At 42.9% G+C, this 16,878-nt stretch carries 12 protein-coding genes; 6 read left to right on the top strand and 6 right to left on the bottom strand.

Annotation, left to right across the window (positions count from 1 at the left end; all coding sequences use genetic code 11):
• Positions 1-7: 7 nt before the first annotated feature.
• The 3 genes from N483_RS10465 to N483_RS10475 all read right to left on the bottom strand — a co-directional run bounded on the left by N483_RS10465 (position 8) and on the right by N483_RS10475 (position 4,013).
• Positions 8-1,294 carry a YeaH/YhbH family protein gene (locus N483_RS10465; RefSeq protein WP_023402225.1) on the bottom strand — a complete coding sequence of 429 codons (1,287 nt, stop codon included), beginning with the start codon at positions 1,292-1,294 and terminating at the stop codon, positions 8-10.
• Between the two features lie 22 nt (positions 1,295-1,316).
• On the bottom strand, positions 1,317-3,239 hold the full coding sequence (locus N483_RS10470) for a PrkA family serine protein kinase (RefSeq protein WP_023402224.1): 1,923 nt from the start codon (positions 3,237-3,239) through the stop codon (positions 1,317-1,319).
• 192 nt (positions 3,240-3,431) lie between these two features.
• Entirely contained in the window at positions 3,432-4,013 is a 582-nt protein-coding gene (locus N483_RS10475; RefSeq protein ID WP_023402223.1) for a superoxide dismutase, read from the bottom strand.
• A gap of 235 nt (positions 4,014-4,248) precedes the next feature.
• Between N483_RS10475 and N483_RS10480 the strand changes: the two genes are divergently transcribed.
• The 4 genes from N483_RS10480 to N483_RS10495 all read left to right on the top strand — a co-directional run bounded on the left by N483_RS10480 (position 4,249) and on the right by N483_RS10495 (position 11,767).
• Entirely contained in the window at positions 4,249-4,587 is a 339-nt protein-coding gene (locus N483_RS10480) for a Grx4 family monothiol glutaredoxin (protein WP_023402222.1), read from the top strand.
• 489 nt (positions 4,588-5,076) lie between these two features.
• Positions 5,077-9,534 (top strand): glutamate synthase large subunit, encoded by a 4,458-nt coding sequence (gltB, locus tag N483_RS10485; protein WP_023402221.1) that lies wholly within the window; start codon positions 5,077-5,079, stop codon positions 9,532-9,534.
• A 10-nt stretch (positions 9,535-9,544) separates the two neighbouring features.
• Complete coding sequence (locus tag N483_RS10490; protein WP_023402220.1) at positions 9,545-10,960, top strand: FAD-dependent oxidoreductase; 1,416 nt, start codon at positions 9,545-9,547, stop codon at positions 10,958-10,960.
• Between the two features lie 216 nt (positions 10,961-11,176).
• Positions 11,177-11,767, top strand: a complete 591-nt coding sequence (locus N483_RS10495; RefSeq protein ID WP_036977435.1) for a cytochrome b — start codon at positions 11,177-11,179, stop codon at positions 11,765-11,767.
• Between the two features lie 52 nt (positions 11,768-11,819).
• On the opposite strand, the gene recN is transcribed toward N483_RS10495, so the two are convergent.
• From recN to nadK, 3 genes are all read right to left on the bottom strand, one after another.
• Entirely contained in the window at positions 11,820-13,496 is a 1,677-nt protein-coding gene (gene recN, locus N483_RS10500) for a DNA repair protein RecN (RefSeq protein WP_023402218.1), read from the bottom strand.
• A gap of 61 nt (positions 13,497-13,557) precedes the next feature.
• Complete coding sequence (locus tag N483_RS10505; protein ID WP_023402217.1) at positions 13,558-14,139, bottom strand: hypothetical protein; 582 nt, start codon at positions 14,137-14,139, stop codon at positions 13,558-13,560.
• 62 nt (positions 14,140-14,201) lie between these two features.
• The gene (gene nadK / locus N483_RS10510; RefSeq protein ID WP_023402216.1) at positions 14,202-15,086 is read right to left on the bottom strand and encodes an NAD(+) kinase; all 885 of its coding nucleotides are present in this window, start codon (positions 15,084-15,086) and stop codon (positions 14,202-14,204) included.
• Between the two features lie 93 nt (positions 15,087-15,179).
• Between nadK and N483_RS10515 the strand changes: the two genes are divergently transcribed.
• Positions 15,180-16,124: a transcriptional regulator gene (locus N483_RS10515; RefSeq protein ID WP_023402215.1), complete on the top strand. Its 945-nt coding sequence runs from the start codon at positions 15,180-15,182 to the stop codon at positions 16,122-16,124.
• A 58-nt stretch (positions 16,125-16,182) separates the two neighbouring features.
• Positions 16,183-16,791, top strand: a complete 609-nt coding sequence (grpE, locus tag N483_RS10520) for a nucleotide exchange factor GrpE (protein WP_023402214.1) — start codon at positions 16,183-16,185, stop codon at positions 16,789-16,791.
• Positions 16,792-16,878 lie beyond the last annotated feature (87 nt).

Below are 16,878 nucleotides of genomic sequence, written 5' to 3' on the forward strand. Positions count from 1 at the left end.
CTCTTTGTTATGCTGCACCTTGCTGCTTTTGCCGGTTCTTTTTAAATAACTCTCTGAAGATTGGGTAAATGTCTTCTACTGAGCGTATGTGCTGCATAGCAAAATTATTATAAGCTGCAGATAGCCCTTGGTATTCTCTCCATAGGCTCTGATGTGCTCTTGTCGTGATTTCTATATAGGCGTAATAACGCACCACTTTGAGCAGTTTATTTGCAAGGATATCGGTACAGTGTGGCGAGTCGTCTGCCCAATTGTCACCATCTGACGCTTGTGCTGCATAGATATTCCAATCCCCTTGTGAATAGCGCTCTGCAACTATTTCATCCATCAACTTCAACGCACTTGAAACAATTGTGCCACCTGTCTCTTGAGAGTAAAAAAATTCCTGTTCATCAACTTCTTTTGCTTGCGTGTGATGCCTAATGTAAACAACCTCAATGTCTTTATAGGTACGTGTTAAAAATTGATACAGCAAAATGTAAAATCTCTTTGCCATATCTTTTGTTGCTTGGTCCATAGATCCAGATACGTCCATTAAACAAAACATAACTGCTTTGCTCGTTGGGTGTGGACGCTTTTCATAATTTCTAAATCTAAGATCATAGTTGTCAATGAAAGGCACTGCCGCAATTCGTCTCCGTAATGATTCAATTTCAGCTTCGATCGTTTCAATTTGATGCTGAGGTGGAACAGGTTCAGCCAATAGCTGCTCAAGCTCAGCTTCGAGCTCCTTTAAGCGGCTACGTTTACTGGCTGTCATTGCTATCCGTCTTGCGATCGAGCCTTTTAGTGAACGCACTATGTCTAAATTACTTGGCATCCCGTCATTACAGAAACCCGCGCGGTGTGTTTTCATTTGCACGAGCTTGTCTAACTGGCTCTTTTGCAAGTTTGGCAGTTCTAGATCTTCAAATAAGAGGTCTAAATACTCATCCTTTGAAATAGAAAACACAAAGTCGTCTTGTCCCTCACCTTGATCACTGGCATTACCTTCACCTGCGCCCCCTCCTTGACCGGAAGGAGGGCGCTGTATTTTGTCACCAGTACTAAATTGATCATTGCCTGGATGTATATGTTCCCTATTTCCCCCTTTACCTTGGTGAAATACAGGTTCACTAATATCTCGTTGTGGTATAGATATGCTTTCTCCACTGCTAATATCCGTCACACTTCGTTTGTTTATCGCATCCGAAACCGCTTCTTTAATCTGCTTTTTATAGCGTCTTATAAAGCGCTGCCTGTTAGGCGTGCTTTTGTTCTTACCGTTCAATCTTCGATCGATGAAATGTGCCATTGACCATCCTCCAATCGTTAGATTACTGTGATTTTCTAACTCTCAAATACCATTCAGAAAGTAGTCGAACCTGTTTCTGGGTATATCCTTTTTCCATCATCCGATTGACAAAGTCTTCATGTTTTTTCTGGTCTTCAGCAGACGTCTTGGCATTGAAAGAAATAACGGGCAGTAAATCTTCAGTGTTAGAGAACATTTTTTTCTCTATTACTGTTCTTAGTTTTTCATAGCTAGTCCATACTGGGTTTTCACCGTTGTGATGGGCTCTAGCACGTAGAACAAAGTTGACGATTTCATTTCTGAAATCTTTTGGATTTGAGATGCCCGCAGGCTTTTCAATCTTCTCAAGTTCAGCGTTTAAAGCCGCTCTATCAAAAAGCTGCCCAGTATCTGGGTCCCGATATTCCTGGTCTTGGATCCAAAAGTCAGCATAGGTGACATATCTATCAAATATGTTTTGTCCGTATTCTGAGTAGGACTCAAGATAAGCTGTTTGTAACTCCTTACCAATAAATTCGACATATTGAGGAATTAAGTAACCTTTTAAGTGACTTAAATATCGCTCTTGCACTTCAGCACTAAATTGTTCACGCTCGATTTGTTGTTCTAAGACGTAGAACAGGTGTACTGGATTGGCTGCAACTTCTGCGTGGTCAAAGTTAAAAACGCGCGACAATATTTTAAATGCGAATCGAGTGGATAAACCATTCATTCCTTCATCTACACCCGCATAGTCTCGATATTCTTGATAAGACTTTGCTTTTGGATCTGTGTCTTTCAAGCTCTCGCCATCATAAACACGCATTTTAGAATAAATACTTGAGTTTTCTGGCTCTTTGATTCGAGAAAGCGAAGAGAATTTTGCTAATGTTTCGAGTGTTCCTGGCGCGCACTGTGCATCTTTGAGCTCACTATTTTCGAGCAGTTTTTTGTATATTTTAACTTCTTCCGATACCCGCAAGCAGTATGGCACCTTGACGATAAAGACGCGGTCTAAGAAGGCTTCGTTATTTTTATTGTTTTTGAATGTTTGCCATTCGGACTCATTTGAGTGGGCAAGGATAATACCGCTAAATGGCAGCGCTGAAATACCTTCTGTGCCGTTATAATTGCCTTCTTGTGTTGCGGTAAGTAGAGGATGCAGCACCTTGATAGGTGCTTTGAACATTTCTACGAATTCCATGAGTCCCTGATTTGCTAGGCACAATGCCCCTGAGTATGCATAAGCGTCGGGATCGTTTTGTGCAAAGTGTTCAAGCTTTCTAATATCAACTTTACCTACCAACGCCGAAATGTCCTGATTATTCTCATCACCGGGCTCTGTTTTTGCGATGGCGACTTGATCCAAAATAGAAGGGTAGCGTTTTACAACTTTAAACTTACTTATATCTCCGTTGAATTCATGGAGACGTTTAGTTGCCCAAGGCGACATCACTGTTTTTAGATAGCGTTTAGAGATCCCATATTCTTTCTCTAGTAACTCACCATCTTCTTGCGGGTTAAATAGACTAAGCGGGTGGTCATTGACCGGAGAGCCTTTAATTGCGTATACAGGCACTTGTTGCATTAGGTACTTCAATTTTTCAGCGATTGAAGACTTACCACCACCAACCGGTCCTAATAAATAGAGTACTTGTTTACACTCTTCTAATCCTTGGGCTGCATGTTTGAGGTATGAGACGATTTGCTCAATGGCATCTTCCATACCATAAAATTCGTTGAAAGCAGGGTAACGTGCTATGACCCGATTTGAAAACAGTCGACTTAACCTCGCGTCCGTCGAGGTGTCTATCATTTCAGGCTCACCGATGGCCATGAGCAACCGTTCAGGCGCACTGGCGTAAGCTGCCTTATCCTCTTTACAGATTTCAAGAAATTCAGCAATTGTGAATTCTTCTTCTTTTGCTGCTTCGTATCGGGATTGGTAATGCTCAAATATTGTCATATCAAACTCCAATAACCAGTTAAATTAAATGCGTGGGCTAAAATGCAAGGCGTACTTAAAGCTTAGTCTTGTTATTGGATATTTGCTTAAAAAATATAAGAATTTAATGTGATCGCGGTATGCAGAGACATAAAAAAAAGGCACCTGTGTGCCTTTTTTATTGCTTAAATTGGTACAGTTATACCTTTGTAATTAAGCTAGATTTTGGTTCGCAAAATCCCAGTTTACAAGTGACCAGAAACCTTTCAGGTACTCAGGGCGAACATTGCGATAATCGATATAGTAAGCGTGTTCCCACAGGTCAACTGTTAAAATTGGAGTAACGCCTTCTTGTGTAAGCGGTGTTTCAGCATTTGAAGTGTTAACGATATCTAAAGACCCATCAGCTAGTTGAACTAACCAAGTCCAGCTTGAGCCAAAGTTGTTTACTGCTTTGTCATTAAATGCTTCTTGGAATGCGGCAAATGAACCCCATTTCGCGTTAATTAGTTCTGCTACTTTACCCTGCGCTTCACCACCACCATTTGGCGCTAGGCTGTGCCAGTAGAAAGTGTGGTTCCAGATCTGAGCTGCATTGTTAAAGATACCGCCTTCAGAGCTAACAACAACTTCTTCTAAAGTTTTGTTTGCAAAGTCAGTACCTTCTACTAGACCATTTAGTTTAACCACGTAAGTGTTGTGGTGTTTGCCGTGGTGGAACTCTAAAGTTTCTTTAGAAATATGTGGCTCTAATGCATCGATAGCATAAGGAAGTGACGGTAGTTCGAAAGCCATTTTAATCTCCATTTTTTGGTTGAGTACTCTAAATATCTAAAAAGATGCCACTTGCTTGGCACATTTCAGTACGATTTAGTGTTATATAGTGATACTATAATTCCTGAGTATTTTACTCAAGTTTTGGCAAACAGCAATGCCCGTGACCAAGACTTGTAGTGTGAATTTATCGTATGCGTTAATTTTGAGCGAAAAGTACGCGTACGAACAGATAATATCGTCATTTGAGGTATATATGGAAACCATTGATAAGATCAAACAGCAAATTGCAGAAAACCCAATTCTTCTATATATGAAGGGATCTCCAAAATTACCTAACTGTGGATTTTCTTCTCAAGCTTCACAAGCATTGATGGCGTGCGGAGAGCAGTTTGCATACGTGGATATTCTTTTAAACCCAGATATTCGTGCTGAGTTGCCTCATTATGCAAACTGGCCAACATTCCCACAGCTATGGGTTGAAGGTGAATTAATCGGTGGTTGTGACATCATTATCGAAATGTTCCAAAAAGGCGAACTCCAGCCTTTGATCACTGAGACTGCGGCTAAATACAAAGAAGAAGCGGCAGAGTAATCAGTCAGATCACCAAGATACAGTAAAAGCCCGAATGTATTTCGGGCTTTTTTATGCCTACCAAACTAACTTATCTCATTGAGACACACTCAGTAAGCTTTTTAAAGCACATCACAGCCAACGTTTCCTCTACTAGCGTAGTCTTGCTTTGAATTAATATACCTCAAATAAATGCTCAGCATTAAATTTGTGAATATTTATTCATTCATGCGTAGGTTTACGTTTACGTAAACTGATCTTTAGTTTTCTTTTTTCTTCTATTTATTAACATTTGATACCGGTGTCAAGTGTTTTTTAGGGACGAAATTTGCTAGTTTGATGCGTTGTATTAAATTTTGGTTACGAAATGGGGTCGTTGAAAAATATTCAATGTAGTGAATATTTATTCTTTTCTTTGTTGACTCGCTTTCATTTCAGCGCTAATTTTGAATATCTGCCAGCAAATCGTCGAAGTCATTCAGCTGGCAGGTGTAGCAAGGGGAGGGGTCTATGTTATATGACTCGGCATTAGAAAAAGATAACTGCGGGTTTGGTCTTATTGCGCATACTCAAGGCCAGGCAAGCCATAAATTAATACGTACAGCGATCACGGGTCTAGATCGCATGCAGCACAGAGGCGGTATTGCAGCAGACGGCAAAACTGGTGATGGTTGCGGTTTGTTATTACAAAAGCCTGATAGCTTTTTCAGGGCTATTGCGGCTGAAAATGACTGGCGATTAGGTAAAAATTATGCGGTTGGCATGGTATTTTTAAATGCCGATGACGCGTTAGCTCAGTCCGCTAGAGATATTATCAATGAAGAATTAGAAAAAGAAACACTAAGTATTGTCGGTTGGAGAGAAGTGCCAATTCAGCCTGACATGTTGGGTCCGATAGCCAAATCTCAGTTGCCTCAATTTGAGCAAGTGTTTGTGAGTGCGCCAGAGGGTTGGAGACCTAAAGATTTAGAGCGTCGTCTCTATATTGCAAGGCGCCGAATTGAGAAAAGAATTACAGCAGATGAGCAATTTTATATTGCGAGTTTGTCGGGCCTTGTAACTGTCTATAAGGGTCTGATGATGCCAGCAGATCTGCCAAATTTTTATCTAGATTTAGCAGATCTTCGTATGACCAGTGCTATTTGTGTTTTCCATCAAAGGTTTTCTACTAATACCCAGCCCAAATGGCCGTTGGCGCAACCATTTCGATATTTGGCTCACAATGGTGAGATCAATACGATTATGGGCAATAGACAGTGGGCGCGAGCGCGTGCTTACAAATTCTCATCGCCATTACTGCCAGATTTACAATTGGCCGCGCCATTTGTCAACGAGTCAGGCTCAGATTCGTCGAGCTTGGATAACATCCTTGAGCTATTTTTAGCTGGTGGTATGGATATATTCCGTGCTATGCGAATGCTGGTTCCGCCTGCATGGCAAAAAAACCGCGCCATGGATGACGATCTGCGCGCATTTTATGATTTTAACTCAATGCATATGGAGCCTTGGGATGGACCTGCGGGTATCGTTATGTCCGATGGCCGGTTCGCCGCATGTAACTTAGATAGAAATGGACTAAGACCAGCTCGTTATGTAGTCACACAAGATGGGTTTATTACCGTAGCGTCTGAAATTGGAATTTGGGATTATGAAGCGGACGAAGTTGTTGAAAAAGGCCGTGTTGGACCCGGTGAATTGCTTGTTGTGGATACGCTCCATGGCAAAATATGGCAATCCAGTGAAATTGATCAAGACCTAAAGGCACGGCACCCATATCGGGCTTGGCTCGAACAAAACGTGCAACGTCTCACGCCATTTGAACAACTCGATGAGAAAGATGCTGGTCAGCGCGATTTTTCTGATGAAACATTGTTGACCTATCAAAAGCAGTTTGGCTATAGCAATGAAGAAGTAGAGCAAGTTATCAGCGTGATGGGGGCCAACGGACAAGAAGCTACTGGCTCTATGGGGGATGACACGCCATTTGCGGTGTTGTCTCAAGGCGCACGCTCTTTGTACGATTATTTTCGACAAAAGTTTGCGCAGGTAACTAATCCACCGATCGATCCGTTGCGCGAAAATCACGTGATGTCGCTTGCAACTTGTATTGGTCGTGAACAGAATGTGTTCAATGAAACAACTGGCCATGCAAAGCGTTTGCAATTTGACTCGCCGATTTTAACCTACTCGGATATCAAGCAGCTTACAGCAGCTGATGATAAACATTACCAAGTTGGTCAGGTCAATTTAAATTACGCACCTGAAGAGGGCTTAGAATGTGCACTGCGTCGTGTTTGTGATGAAGCGCAGGAAAAAGCCGCCAATGGGTGTGTCATGATTTTGCTCAGTGATAGAGATATCGCAAAAGGGTTTTTACCTATTCCAGCTGCGATGGCGGTAGGTGCAATTCAGCAACGGTTAGTGAATGAAAATCTGCGTTGCGACTCAAATATCATTGTAGAAACGGGCAGTGCGCGTGACCCTCATCAGTTTGCTGTATTACTTGGCTTTGGCGCAACTGCGATCTACCCCTATTTGGCCTACGAAACCTTGGTTTCTCTGTGCGACAGAGGTGTGATCAAAAAATCATATCGTGACGTGACGCTGTCGTATCGAAATGCGATTAACAAAGGCTTGTATAAAATCATGTCTAAGATGGGGATCAGCACCATTGCATCTTATCGTTGTTCAATGCTCTTCGAAGCGGTAGGTTTGTCTGATGAAGTTGTCAATTTATGTTTTAAAGGCGTAGTGAGCCGTATTAAAGGTGCGGACTTTACGGACTTTGAAGCGGAAAGCAAATTGTTAAACCAGCTTGCTTTTAGCAAACGAAAATTGTTGAGTCATGGTGGCTTGTTGAAATTTGTGCACGGCGGCGAGTATCACGCTTATAACCCTGATGTAGTGCAGTCGCTGCAAGTGGCGGTTAAGTCGGGTAAGTACGAAGACTACCTGAAGTATGCGGACATTGTAAATAATCGACCGGTGACTAATTTAAGGGACTTGTTGAAATTAAAAACGTCGCAACAAGCAGTCTCGATAGACGAGGTTGAACCGGCCGAAAATCTATACAAACGTTTTGACTCAGCAGCAATGAGTATAGGAGCTCTTTCACCGGAAGCGCACGAAGCACTGGCGATTGCCATGAATCGCCTTGGCGGATTTTCAAACTCTGGAGAAGGTGGAGAGGACAAGTTACGCTTTGGTAACGAGAAAAACTCTCGCATCAAACAGGTTGCATCAGGAAGATTTGGTGTGACGCCACATTATTTACAAAGTGCTGACGTGATACAAATTAAGGTTGCGCAGGGCGCAAAACCTGGTGAGGGTGGTCAGCTACCAGGCGAAAAGGTAACGCCATATATTGCCAAGTTGCGTTATTCTGTTCCTGGTGTGACTTTGATTTCTCCACCTCCGCACCATGATATTTATTCTATTGAAGACTTAGCTCAACTAATTTTTGACCTAAAGCAGGTTAATCCGCAGGCAATGATTTCCGTTAAGCTTGTCTCTGAACCGGGCGTCGGCACTATTGCCACTGGTGTTGCCAAGGCTTATGCCGACCTGATCACTATCGCTGGCTATGATGGCGGTACCGGTGCGAGTCCGTTGACGTCTGTGAAATACGCCGGATGTCCGTGGGAGCTTGGATTAGCAGAAACCCAACAAGCACTGGTAGAAAATGGTTTGAGACACAGAATACGTTTGCAAACTGATGGTGGCTTAAAAACAGGATTAGATATTATCAAGGCTGCTATTTTGGGCGCTGAAAGCTTTGGGTTTGGCACAGGGCCTATGGTGGCATTAGGGTGTAAGTACTTACGTATATGTCACCTGAATAATTGCGCGACAGGTGTTGCAACGCAAGATGACACGCTAAGACAGCGCCACTACCATGGGTTGCCTGAAATGGCTATGAATTACTTTAAATTCATTGCACAAGAAGCCCGTGAACTTATGGCTTCACTAGGTGTAACAAAATTAACAGACTTAATTGGCCGAACAGATCTTTTAGATGTACTTGAAGGAAAAACGAGCAAACAGCAAAAGTTAGATCTATCACCAATTTTGGCTAAACCCAATAACCCGAGTAATCAGACTTTGTACTGTAGCGCAGAGAATACGTCGCACTACCGTGGGGAGTTAAATGAGTCGTTATTGAGTAAAGCTAAACAAGCAATTGATGAAAAGTCTGGCACATCGCTTGTTAGTAGAATCAAAAATACGGATCGCTCCGTTGGCGCTATGTTGTCTGGCTACATTGCTGGCAAATACGGTAATCAAGGAATGGCAGCAGATCCCGTGTCGATAGAGTTACATGGTACGGCTGGACAGTCATTTGGTGTATGGAATGCAGGTGGGCTAGAGCTAACTTTGGTTGGTGATGCCAACGACTATGTTGGAAAGGGTATGGCTGGCGGCAAGCTGGTAATAAGACCGCCATTGGGTTCTAGTTTTATGTCTCATCAAGCGACTATTGCAGGTAACACTTGTTTATATGGCGCAACAGGAGGTAAGTTATTCGCGGCTGGACGTGTTGGTGAACGTTTTGCTGTGCGTAATTCCGGTGTACATGCTGTGGTTGAGGGGTTAGGAGACAACGGCTGTGAATATATGACGGGTGGAGTTGTCTGTGTCCTTGGTCAAATTGGTGTTAACTTTGGTGCCGGGATGACAGGTGGGTTTGCATATGTACTTGATGAAGAAAATGACATGGACAAACGTTTTAACCCAGAACTGGTGGAGGTTCTGACCTTGAACAGACTACCGTCACATCAGGAGCATCTAAGAGGGTTAATAGCAGAACATTTGGAGTGCACAGGCTCAAGTAGAGCTGAGCAAGTACTTGCAAACTTCGAATTGTATATTCCTATGTTTAAGTTAGTAAAGCCTAAGTCAAGTGATGTAAAGAGTTTATTAGGGCATCGAGCGCGCAGTAGTGCTGAACTAAGAGTGCAGGCGCAGTAGAGGAGGAATTATGAGCGAAAACGTTTACCAATTTATCGATGTGCAGCGTGTTGACCCGAGAAAAAAACCAATATCAACGCGTAAAAACTCCTTCGTTGAAATTTATGAGCCATTCTCTGGGCAGCAGGTAGACTCACAAGCAGACAGGTGTCTAGATTGTGGAAACCCTTACTGTGAATGGAAGTGCCCCGTGCATAACTATATTCCTCAGTGGCTGAAGTTGATCCGAACGGGACGTATTTTGGAAGCGGCTGAATTGTCACACCGTACTAATAGTTTGCCTGAAGTCTGTGGGCGTGTATGTCCACAAGATAGATTATGTGAGGGTGCCTGTACGCTAAATGATGAGTTTGGTGCCGTTACAATCGGCAACATAGAGAAATACATCACTGATACGGCATTTGCACAAGGGTGGAAGCCTGATTTGTCTTACGTCACTTGGACTGACAAAAAAGTGGCGATTATCGGCGCAGGTCCCGCAGGGCTTGGCTGCGCTGATATCTTAGTTCGCAATGGGGTTAAAGCAGTGGTCTACGACCGCAATCCAGAGATCGGAGGCTTACTCACTTTTGGGATCCCATCGTTTAAACTTGAAAAGTCAGTCATGGAAAAACGCCGTGAGGTGTTCACCGAGATGGGCGTTGAATTCAAATTAAATACAGAAGTTGGCTCTGATGTAACAATGGATGAGTTAATCGCACAATATGATGCGGTGTTTGTCGGTGTTGGAACATATCAATATATGCGCGGTGGATTGGAGAATGAGGATTCAAAACAGGTATATGACGCGTTACCATTTTTGATCGGCAATACTAACCGGGTGATGGGTTATGACGAGTCTCAGCAGCCCTACATTAGTATGGCTGACAAGCGTGTTGTTGTGCTTGGTGGAGGAGATACAGCAATGGACTGTGTCCGCACCTCGGTGCGACAAAAAGCCAAATCCGTGATTTGTGCTTATCGACGTGATGAGGACAACATGCCTGGTTCTAAGCGAGAAGTTAAAAATGCTAAAGAAGAAGGTGTAGTCTTTCAATTTAACGTTCAACCCAAAGGGATTGTTGTCGATGAAAAGGGCAATGTGAGCGGCGTTAAAATGGTGAAAACACAATTGGGTGAGGCTGATGGCAACGGACGTCGACAAGCACAGGAAGTGGCTGGCTCTGAGCATATTATAGACGCTGATGCAGTAGTACTGGCATTTGGCTTCAAACCACATAACTTAGATTGGCTCGCTCAATATGATGTCGAGATAAATCATTGGGGCGGTATTGTCGCTCCTGAACAAGGCGCATATACGCACCAAACTAGCAATCCTAAAATTTTTGCAGGAGGGGATGCGGTACGCGGCTCTGATTTGGTTGTTACGGCTATTTTTGAAGGCAGGAATGCGGCAGAAGGGATCTTAGATTACCTTGAGGTATAAGCTACGCTTTGAACTAATCTAATGCTTTGATAAGCCCCAGCGCATAAACGCTGGGGCTTTTTTGTTTTATTAGGAATTTATCTAGTACGGCTTATCTATTCACATTCTATTTTTCAGAATATGTTGTCCAGCATTAACCGAGATACACTTATGGGGGTTAGTATTAAAATAATCTCTTATAGCTTGGTTATATTTCGGGAAATGATTGAGGTATTTATGACACTAAAAAATACAGACACGGATTATGGTACCATCGCCAAGTGGATCCACTGGATAACAGCGATATTATTTTTGGCAGCCTATATGAGCGTGTATTATCGTCATTGGTTTACTGAGGCAAAAACCTCCGAGAACTGGACGGCATTGCAGCTGCATTTATCATTTGGTGTATCCATTATGGTTGTTGTTTTGTTGAGGCTCCTGTGGCGAGCAATGAATAAACCGCCAGCGCCGGAACCCGGCACCAAAGTGGAACATTTGGCAGCGCATGCGGGTCACTACGCTTTGTATGCCATCATGATTATCGCACCTGTGACTGGGTATATTGGGACAGGTGCAAATACGGAGTTTTTCTTTTTATTAGAGATCCCGAAATTCGAGGACACGGCTCTGTTTCAATACTTTGTTCTAGATGGTCTAGGGCTTACCTTTAAGGAATTTGAGAAGCCCATTGATTTTATTCACAAAGACATACTCGGAGCATGGTTGATTTGGTTATTAATAGCAGGTCATGTCGTCGCTGCACTTTTTCATCACTATGTGAAAAAAGACCGGACACTGAAAAAAATGACATCCAGTGCACCATAAATAAAAAATGTAAGTGATATCGACAAGAGATATCACTTACATGCACGCTGTTTTAGCAGCTTTGCACACTCAGCAGCTCCTTTGCACTGGCTCTGGTGGTGTCACTGACACTGTCCCCGCCAAGCAATCGGGCTATCTCATCTACGCGTTGATGCATATCTAATGGCACCATAGAGGTGTATGTTTGCGCATTGTTCACCGCTTTTTGGACAAAAAACTGTTGGTGACCACTACAGGCAACTTGAGGCAAGTGTGTTACACAAATGACTTGTGTGGAGTTACCGAGTAACCTTAATTGTTTACCAACTTGAGAGGCGGTAGGTCCTGAAATCCCGACATCTACTTCATCAAATATTAAAGTCGGTGTGGTGACCTTATTAGCAATAATTACCTGAATTGCGAGGCTGATCCGTGATAGCTCACCGCCAGAAGCCACCTTTGCAAGGGCCTGCATTGGTTGTCCAGGGTTAGTTGACACTAAAAACTCGATGTTATCCATGCCTAGCTCATTGGGGCGTCTGTCGGCATCTTTACTTAATTCAATGGCAAACCGGCCATTTTCCATTGAAAGCTCGTGCATGCTTTGGGTGATCAGTGTGTTTAATTTGCCAGCTGCATTTGCTCTGCTGTCACTCAACTGGCTTGCAGAGATATGGTACGCATGCAGGGCTTCAGCAATTTCATGTTCTAAGTCGTCAATACGCGCGTTATCTGAACAAATGTTGTCTAATTCTTGCTTTAAGGCTAAATGATGTGAAGCGAGCTGGTCTGGCTGAATTTGATGCTTTCGAGACAGTGCCATTGCCTGTGTGATCCGCTCTTCGATCTCTTGCAGCCTTATTGGATCTTGCTCAACGCTTTCTCCATAGCTGCGGATCTCTCGACATGCTTCTTCCAGTTGTACAGCTGCTTCACTGAGCATCTGGCTAATGCCTTCAAGTGATTTATCTAACGTACTTAATTCACTGAAAGTTTGTACACTATGCTGCAATTGACCGAGCACTGTTTGGTCGTCTTGTTCGTATAAACTCATTAGCTCTCTTTGCGAGCTTTCTACTAGAGTTTGTGCGTGGCTTAAACGGTTGTGCTCTGCTTCAATTTGTTCAAATTCGCCTTCTTGCAAAGCAAACTCATCAAGTTCCTCAACCTGATACTCTAATAGCTGTTTTTTAGCTGCTTGGGCTTGTTGTTGTTTGAGTAAATTGGCATGCTCTCTTTGTAACTTATAGTAGTGGTTAAATTGCGCTTTAACCGCGCCAAGAAGATTCTGATGCCCAGCGTACGCGTCTAATAAACCAAGTTGATGTTCCGGTTTGAGAAGTAATTGGTGGGCGTGTTGGCCATGAATAGCAATGAGCATTTGCCCTAGCTCTTTGAGCTGAGCTGCGGTCACGGATGTGCCATTAATAAAACTTTTACTGCGGCCGTTACGGGTGACTACACGCCGTAAAATGCAATTTTGCTCCTCATCATCAAGCAAGAGCTCTGAGAGGAATTTTTGTGCTTGTGGTAAATTGCGAATATCAAATTGGGCTGAAATTTCCGCTTTACTGCTCTCTGGGCGGATGGCATTTGCATCTGCGCGTTCACCAAGACATAGGGATAAGGCATCAATGGCGATTGATTTACCAGCACCGGTTTCACCAGTGATGGCTGTCATGCCAGAACGCCAGTCAATGTTGAGTTCACTGACTATGGCAAAATTTTTAATTTGCAAACTGGTAAGCATGCTGTATATCCAAACAGTATTTTACTGTTAATTTATACAGCATTTTTGCAAAAATCAACTTTTAATTGATTATATCGGCCGCTTGCCTTGGTTGAGGTGATGCATGTTCGCCATCATTGTTTGGCTCAATTTTTTCTTCACCATCCACTTCAACTTCATGCTCAATTTTCTCATGAGTATCAGGAGTTTGAATACGAGAGATTAATGCAGGGAGTATCTCTACATAAAAGTTTTTATTGTACGCTATACCAGCTGATGGCAGCTCAGCGGCAAATAAAAACAGCTGTTCACTTAACAACTCTACATTGTCGTTACTACGACACTTATTAAGCTCAGAACCTATTTGGCTCAACAAGTGCTCACTGACCTTCTCTAGACGTGCCAAGTTTTCCTCGTTGTGTGATTGCACAACAAAAAAGTTACTGACGATGGCGTTGAACTTAGGTGCATGTTTTGGCCTAATCAGTTTACAGTCTACGTACTCTGCTATTTTTCTTTTGTATAACGAAGAGATATCTTTCACACGCTCATTGAAAATTTTTTTCTCAGCGTCACGGGCTTTTTGTCGATTGTTCTCAATGACCATGTAAACACCAAGGATAGTGATGAGCAACACTATCGATACAAACACTATGTAACTCATGTTGTATTACTTTTCCCTAAATTAGAAAATAAATCTGCTCTATTCTGCTTAACTAATTGGCTTTAGTAAAGCCTACTGCCCCAATTTAGTTTTTCTCTAAGAACATGGTAGTAGGAATAGCTCGTTGGATGAATAAGTCTTAGCTTTTGTGCTGCTTTTTTAATCACCACTTCATCACCTGGTAGTAAGGCCAACACCACGTGACTATCACAACTAACCTGTAAGCTAGCTGTGTTCTCAGCGCTGAGTTTGAGTTTAACTTGTTTGTTAGCATCAACGACTAAAGGACGACTTGAGAGTGTATGGGGAAACATGGGAACCAGTGCCACGGCATTTAACTCTGGTGTTAAAATAGGGCCTCCACCAGACAATGAATAGGCTGTTGAGCCTGTGGGCGTTGTGACAATCAAACCATCAGAGCGCTGAGAAAATACAAACTGATCGTCAATGAAAGCCTCAAACTCTATCATATGTGCGACTTTGTCGGCATGTAAAACTGCTTCATTGACAGCTAAATTAGCACTTTTGAGTTGCGCATGGCGGTAGACTTCGACTTCTAGGAGGAAGCGGTGCTCTTCAACAAATTTGCCACTGAGTACTTGTTCTAGTGCAGGTTCAAAGTCATGAGGATTTAAATCGGTTAAAAACCCAAGGTTACCCCGGTTCACGCCGATAACGGCGACATCAAACCGCGCAAGTACGCGGGCAGCGCCAAGCATATTACCGTCACCGCCAACAACGACGGCCAGATCACACTTTTCACCTAGCTCTACAAGGTCTAGTAACTGGCAATCTTGTAATACATTAAGTTGTTTGCCTGCGCGGCGCTCTACAAAAACTTCATAACCTAGCGCTTGCAAAAAAGTGTAAAGGCGATGTAAGGTCTGAGCCGCGCCGTCATGATTCGGTTTGCCAATAAGGCCGATGGTGGTAAATGGAGTGCTCATTTTTAACGCAAATCCTTGGTGTGTAATCTCACCCAAGATTATCTTAAAATTGAAGTGCTTGAAACTTTGAAATTCACCCCAACATAAATAATTATGAAATTAAGTGCTCGTGATAAACAAGTTTTCTCGGCTGTGATGACACTTTACTGTAACGGTGAAGGACTTCCGGTCGCGTCCAGTAAAATTGCTAAGATGAAAGGAATGGCCATTTGTTCCGCGACTGTACGCAATGCGATGGCTCGATTAGAAAATCAGGGGTTGTTATTTTCACCCCATACTTCAGCTGGGCGAGTGCCTTCAGATATTGGCATCAAATACTGGTTACAAGAGTATTTTGAATTAGATACGATTGCGACTTACTGGCAACCAGAACAAGAGCAATTGGTTACTTTGGCACATTCACTAAGCCAGCATTATCAAGTGTGTTGTGTCGTTGGATTACCTCAAGTGAGCAGTCAAAAAGTGTTTCGTGTCGAGGTCTTGGACTTTGACCGCAAACATTGGCTTGTTTTACTTATCGATAAAGCTGGGCAATCACAAAATATTTGTATCAATAAGCCCGCAGATAACTCTGATGAAATTCGATATCAATTTGCGCTGTGGATGAATACGGTATTTAGTCAGCAAACACTCAAAGAAGGGTTGCATCGTATGCGCGCGATGGCCAACAGTGCTATGCCTAATTGCCGAGAGTTGTTATCTCAGTGGACACGTGAGCTGAGCCTTCAATTGGGGACTGACAACAGTATCGTAGTAGGTGAGCGTCATATATACAACCGCTTGGAGCAAGGCAATGATGTCAGCTTAGGCGTGCCATTTTTGCACCAAGTCGAAGATAAGCTCGCTTTTCGTGATGGCCTTTCGGTGTTGCTTGGAAGCGACATTGATGCCGACAGTTTATCGCGGTACGTAATTTTAAGTGTTCCTTATTTTATGGACCAAGAATATCAAAGTCGTTTTTGTGTGGTGTGTCCTTCAGAGGCGCCAATTGAGTCAATAATTGACGAATTTAGCCGTATCGAGCAAAAAGACTCTTGAAACTAAAAAATCAATCCCCATAATTACGGCAGTTGTAAAGAATCGGAGATTAACTTTCATGTCTGAGCAGACAAAAGCACCAGAGCAGGAACAAGAAACTGCACAAGAAGAAGTAGTAGAACAAGCTGCTGAAGCGCAAGCACAGGAAGAAGCGCCACAGTCTGAACAAGGCGAAGTGAGCCCTGAAGAAGAAATTGCTGGTTTATACGCTGAGCTTGAAGCTGCAAAGCAAACGATTGAAGGCCAAAAAGACGGTGTAGTACGCGCTGCGGCGGAAGTTGAAAATATGCGTCGCCGTGCAGCACAAGATGTTGAAAAAGCGCACAAGTTTGCACTTGAGAAATTCTCAAATGAGTTACTGCCAGTGATTGACAATCTTGAGCGTGCAATCGAATTTGCTGATAAAGAGAATGAAGCGACAAAATCAATTCTAGAAGGGATTGAGATGACATTAAAGAGCTTTTCAGAAGCGCTGGGCAAGTTTGGTGTTGAAGCGGTTAACCCTCAAGGCGAAACGTTCTCTCCAGAGTTCCATCAAGCAATGTCAATGCAGCCAAGCAATGATGTAGCACCTAATACTGTGCTGGCTGTTATGCAAAAAGGCTATACCTTAAACGGTCGTTTATTGCGTCCAGCAATGGTAATGGTATCTAAAGCTGCTGAGTAACGTACTGAATTACTTTAATAGTACGTTATTAGTCGTTAACAATACTAGTTAAAAGGGCTGCCAATTAGTTGGTGGCCCTTTTTTATT

It is taken from the genome of Pseudoalteromonas luteoviolacea NCIMB 1944 (assembly GCF_001625565.1).
In the GTDB taxonomy this organism is placed as follows: domain Bacteria; phylum Pseudomonadota; class Gammaproteobacteria; order Enterobacterales; family Alteromonadaceae; genus Pseudoalteromonas; species Pseudoalteromonas luteoviolacea_F.

Coding starts and splice junctions, on each gene's coding strand:
- N483_RS10495 (WP_036977435.1), top strand. CDS start 11,177: ATGACACTAAAAAATACAGACACGGATTATGGTACCATCGCCAAGTGG.
- N483_RS10465 (WP_023402225.1), bottom strand. CDS start 1,294: ATGGCACATTTCATCGATCGAAGATTGAACGGTAAGAACAAAAGCACG.
- recN (WP_023402218.1), bottom strand. CDS start 13,496: ATGCTTACCAGTTTGCAAATTAAAAATTTTGCCATAGTCAGTGAACTC.
- N483_RS10480 (WP_023402222.1), top strand. CDS start 4,249: ATGGAAACCATTGATAAGATCAAACAGCAAATTGCAGAAAACCCAATT.
- N483_RS10475 (WP_023402223.1), bottom strand. CDS start 4,013: ATGGCTTTCGAACTACCGTCACTTCCTTATGCTATCGATGCATTAGAG.
- N483_RS10515 (WP_023402215.1), top strand. CDS start 15,180: ATGAAATTAAGTGCTCGTGATAAACAAGTTTTCTCGGCTGTGATGACA.
- N483_RS10470 (WP_023402224.1), bottom strand. CDS start 3,239: ATGACAATATTTGAGCATTACCAATCCCGATACGAAGCAGCAAAAGAA.
- gltB (WP_023402221.1), top strand. CDS start 5,077: ATGTTATATGACTCGGCATTAGAAAAAGATAACTGCGGGTTTGGTCTT.
- N483_RS10490 (WP_023402220.1), top strand. CDS start 9,545: ATGAGCGAAAACGTTTACCAATTTATCGATGTGCAGCGTGTTGACCCG.
- grpE (WP_023402214.1), top strand. CDS start 16,183: ATGTCTGAGCAGACAAAAGCACCAGAGCAGGAACAAGAAACTGCACAA.
- N483_RS10505 (WP_023402217.1), bottom strand. CDS start 14,139: ATGAGTTACATAGTGTTTGTATCGATAGTGTTGCTCATCACTATCCTT.
- nadK (WP_023402216.1), bottom strand. CDS start 15,086: ATGAGCACTCCATTTACCACCATCGGCCTTATTGGCAAACCGAATCAT.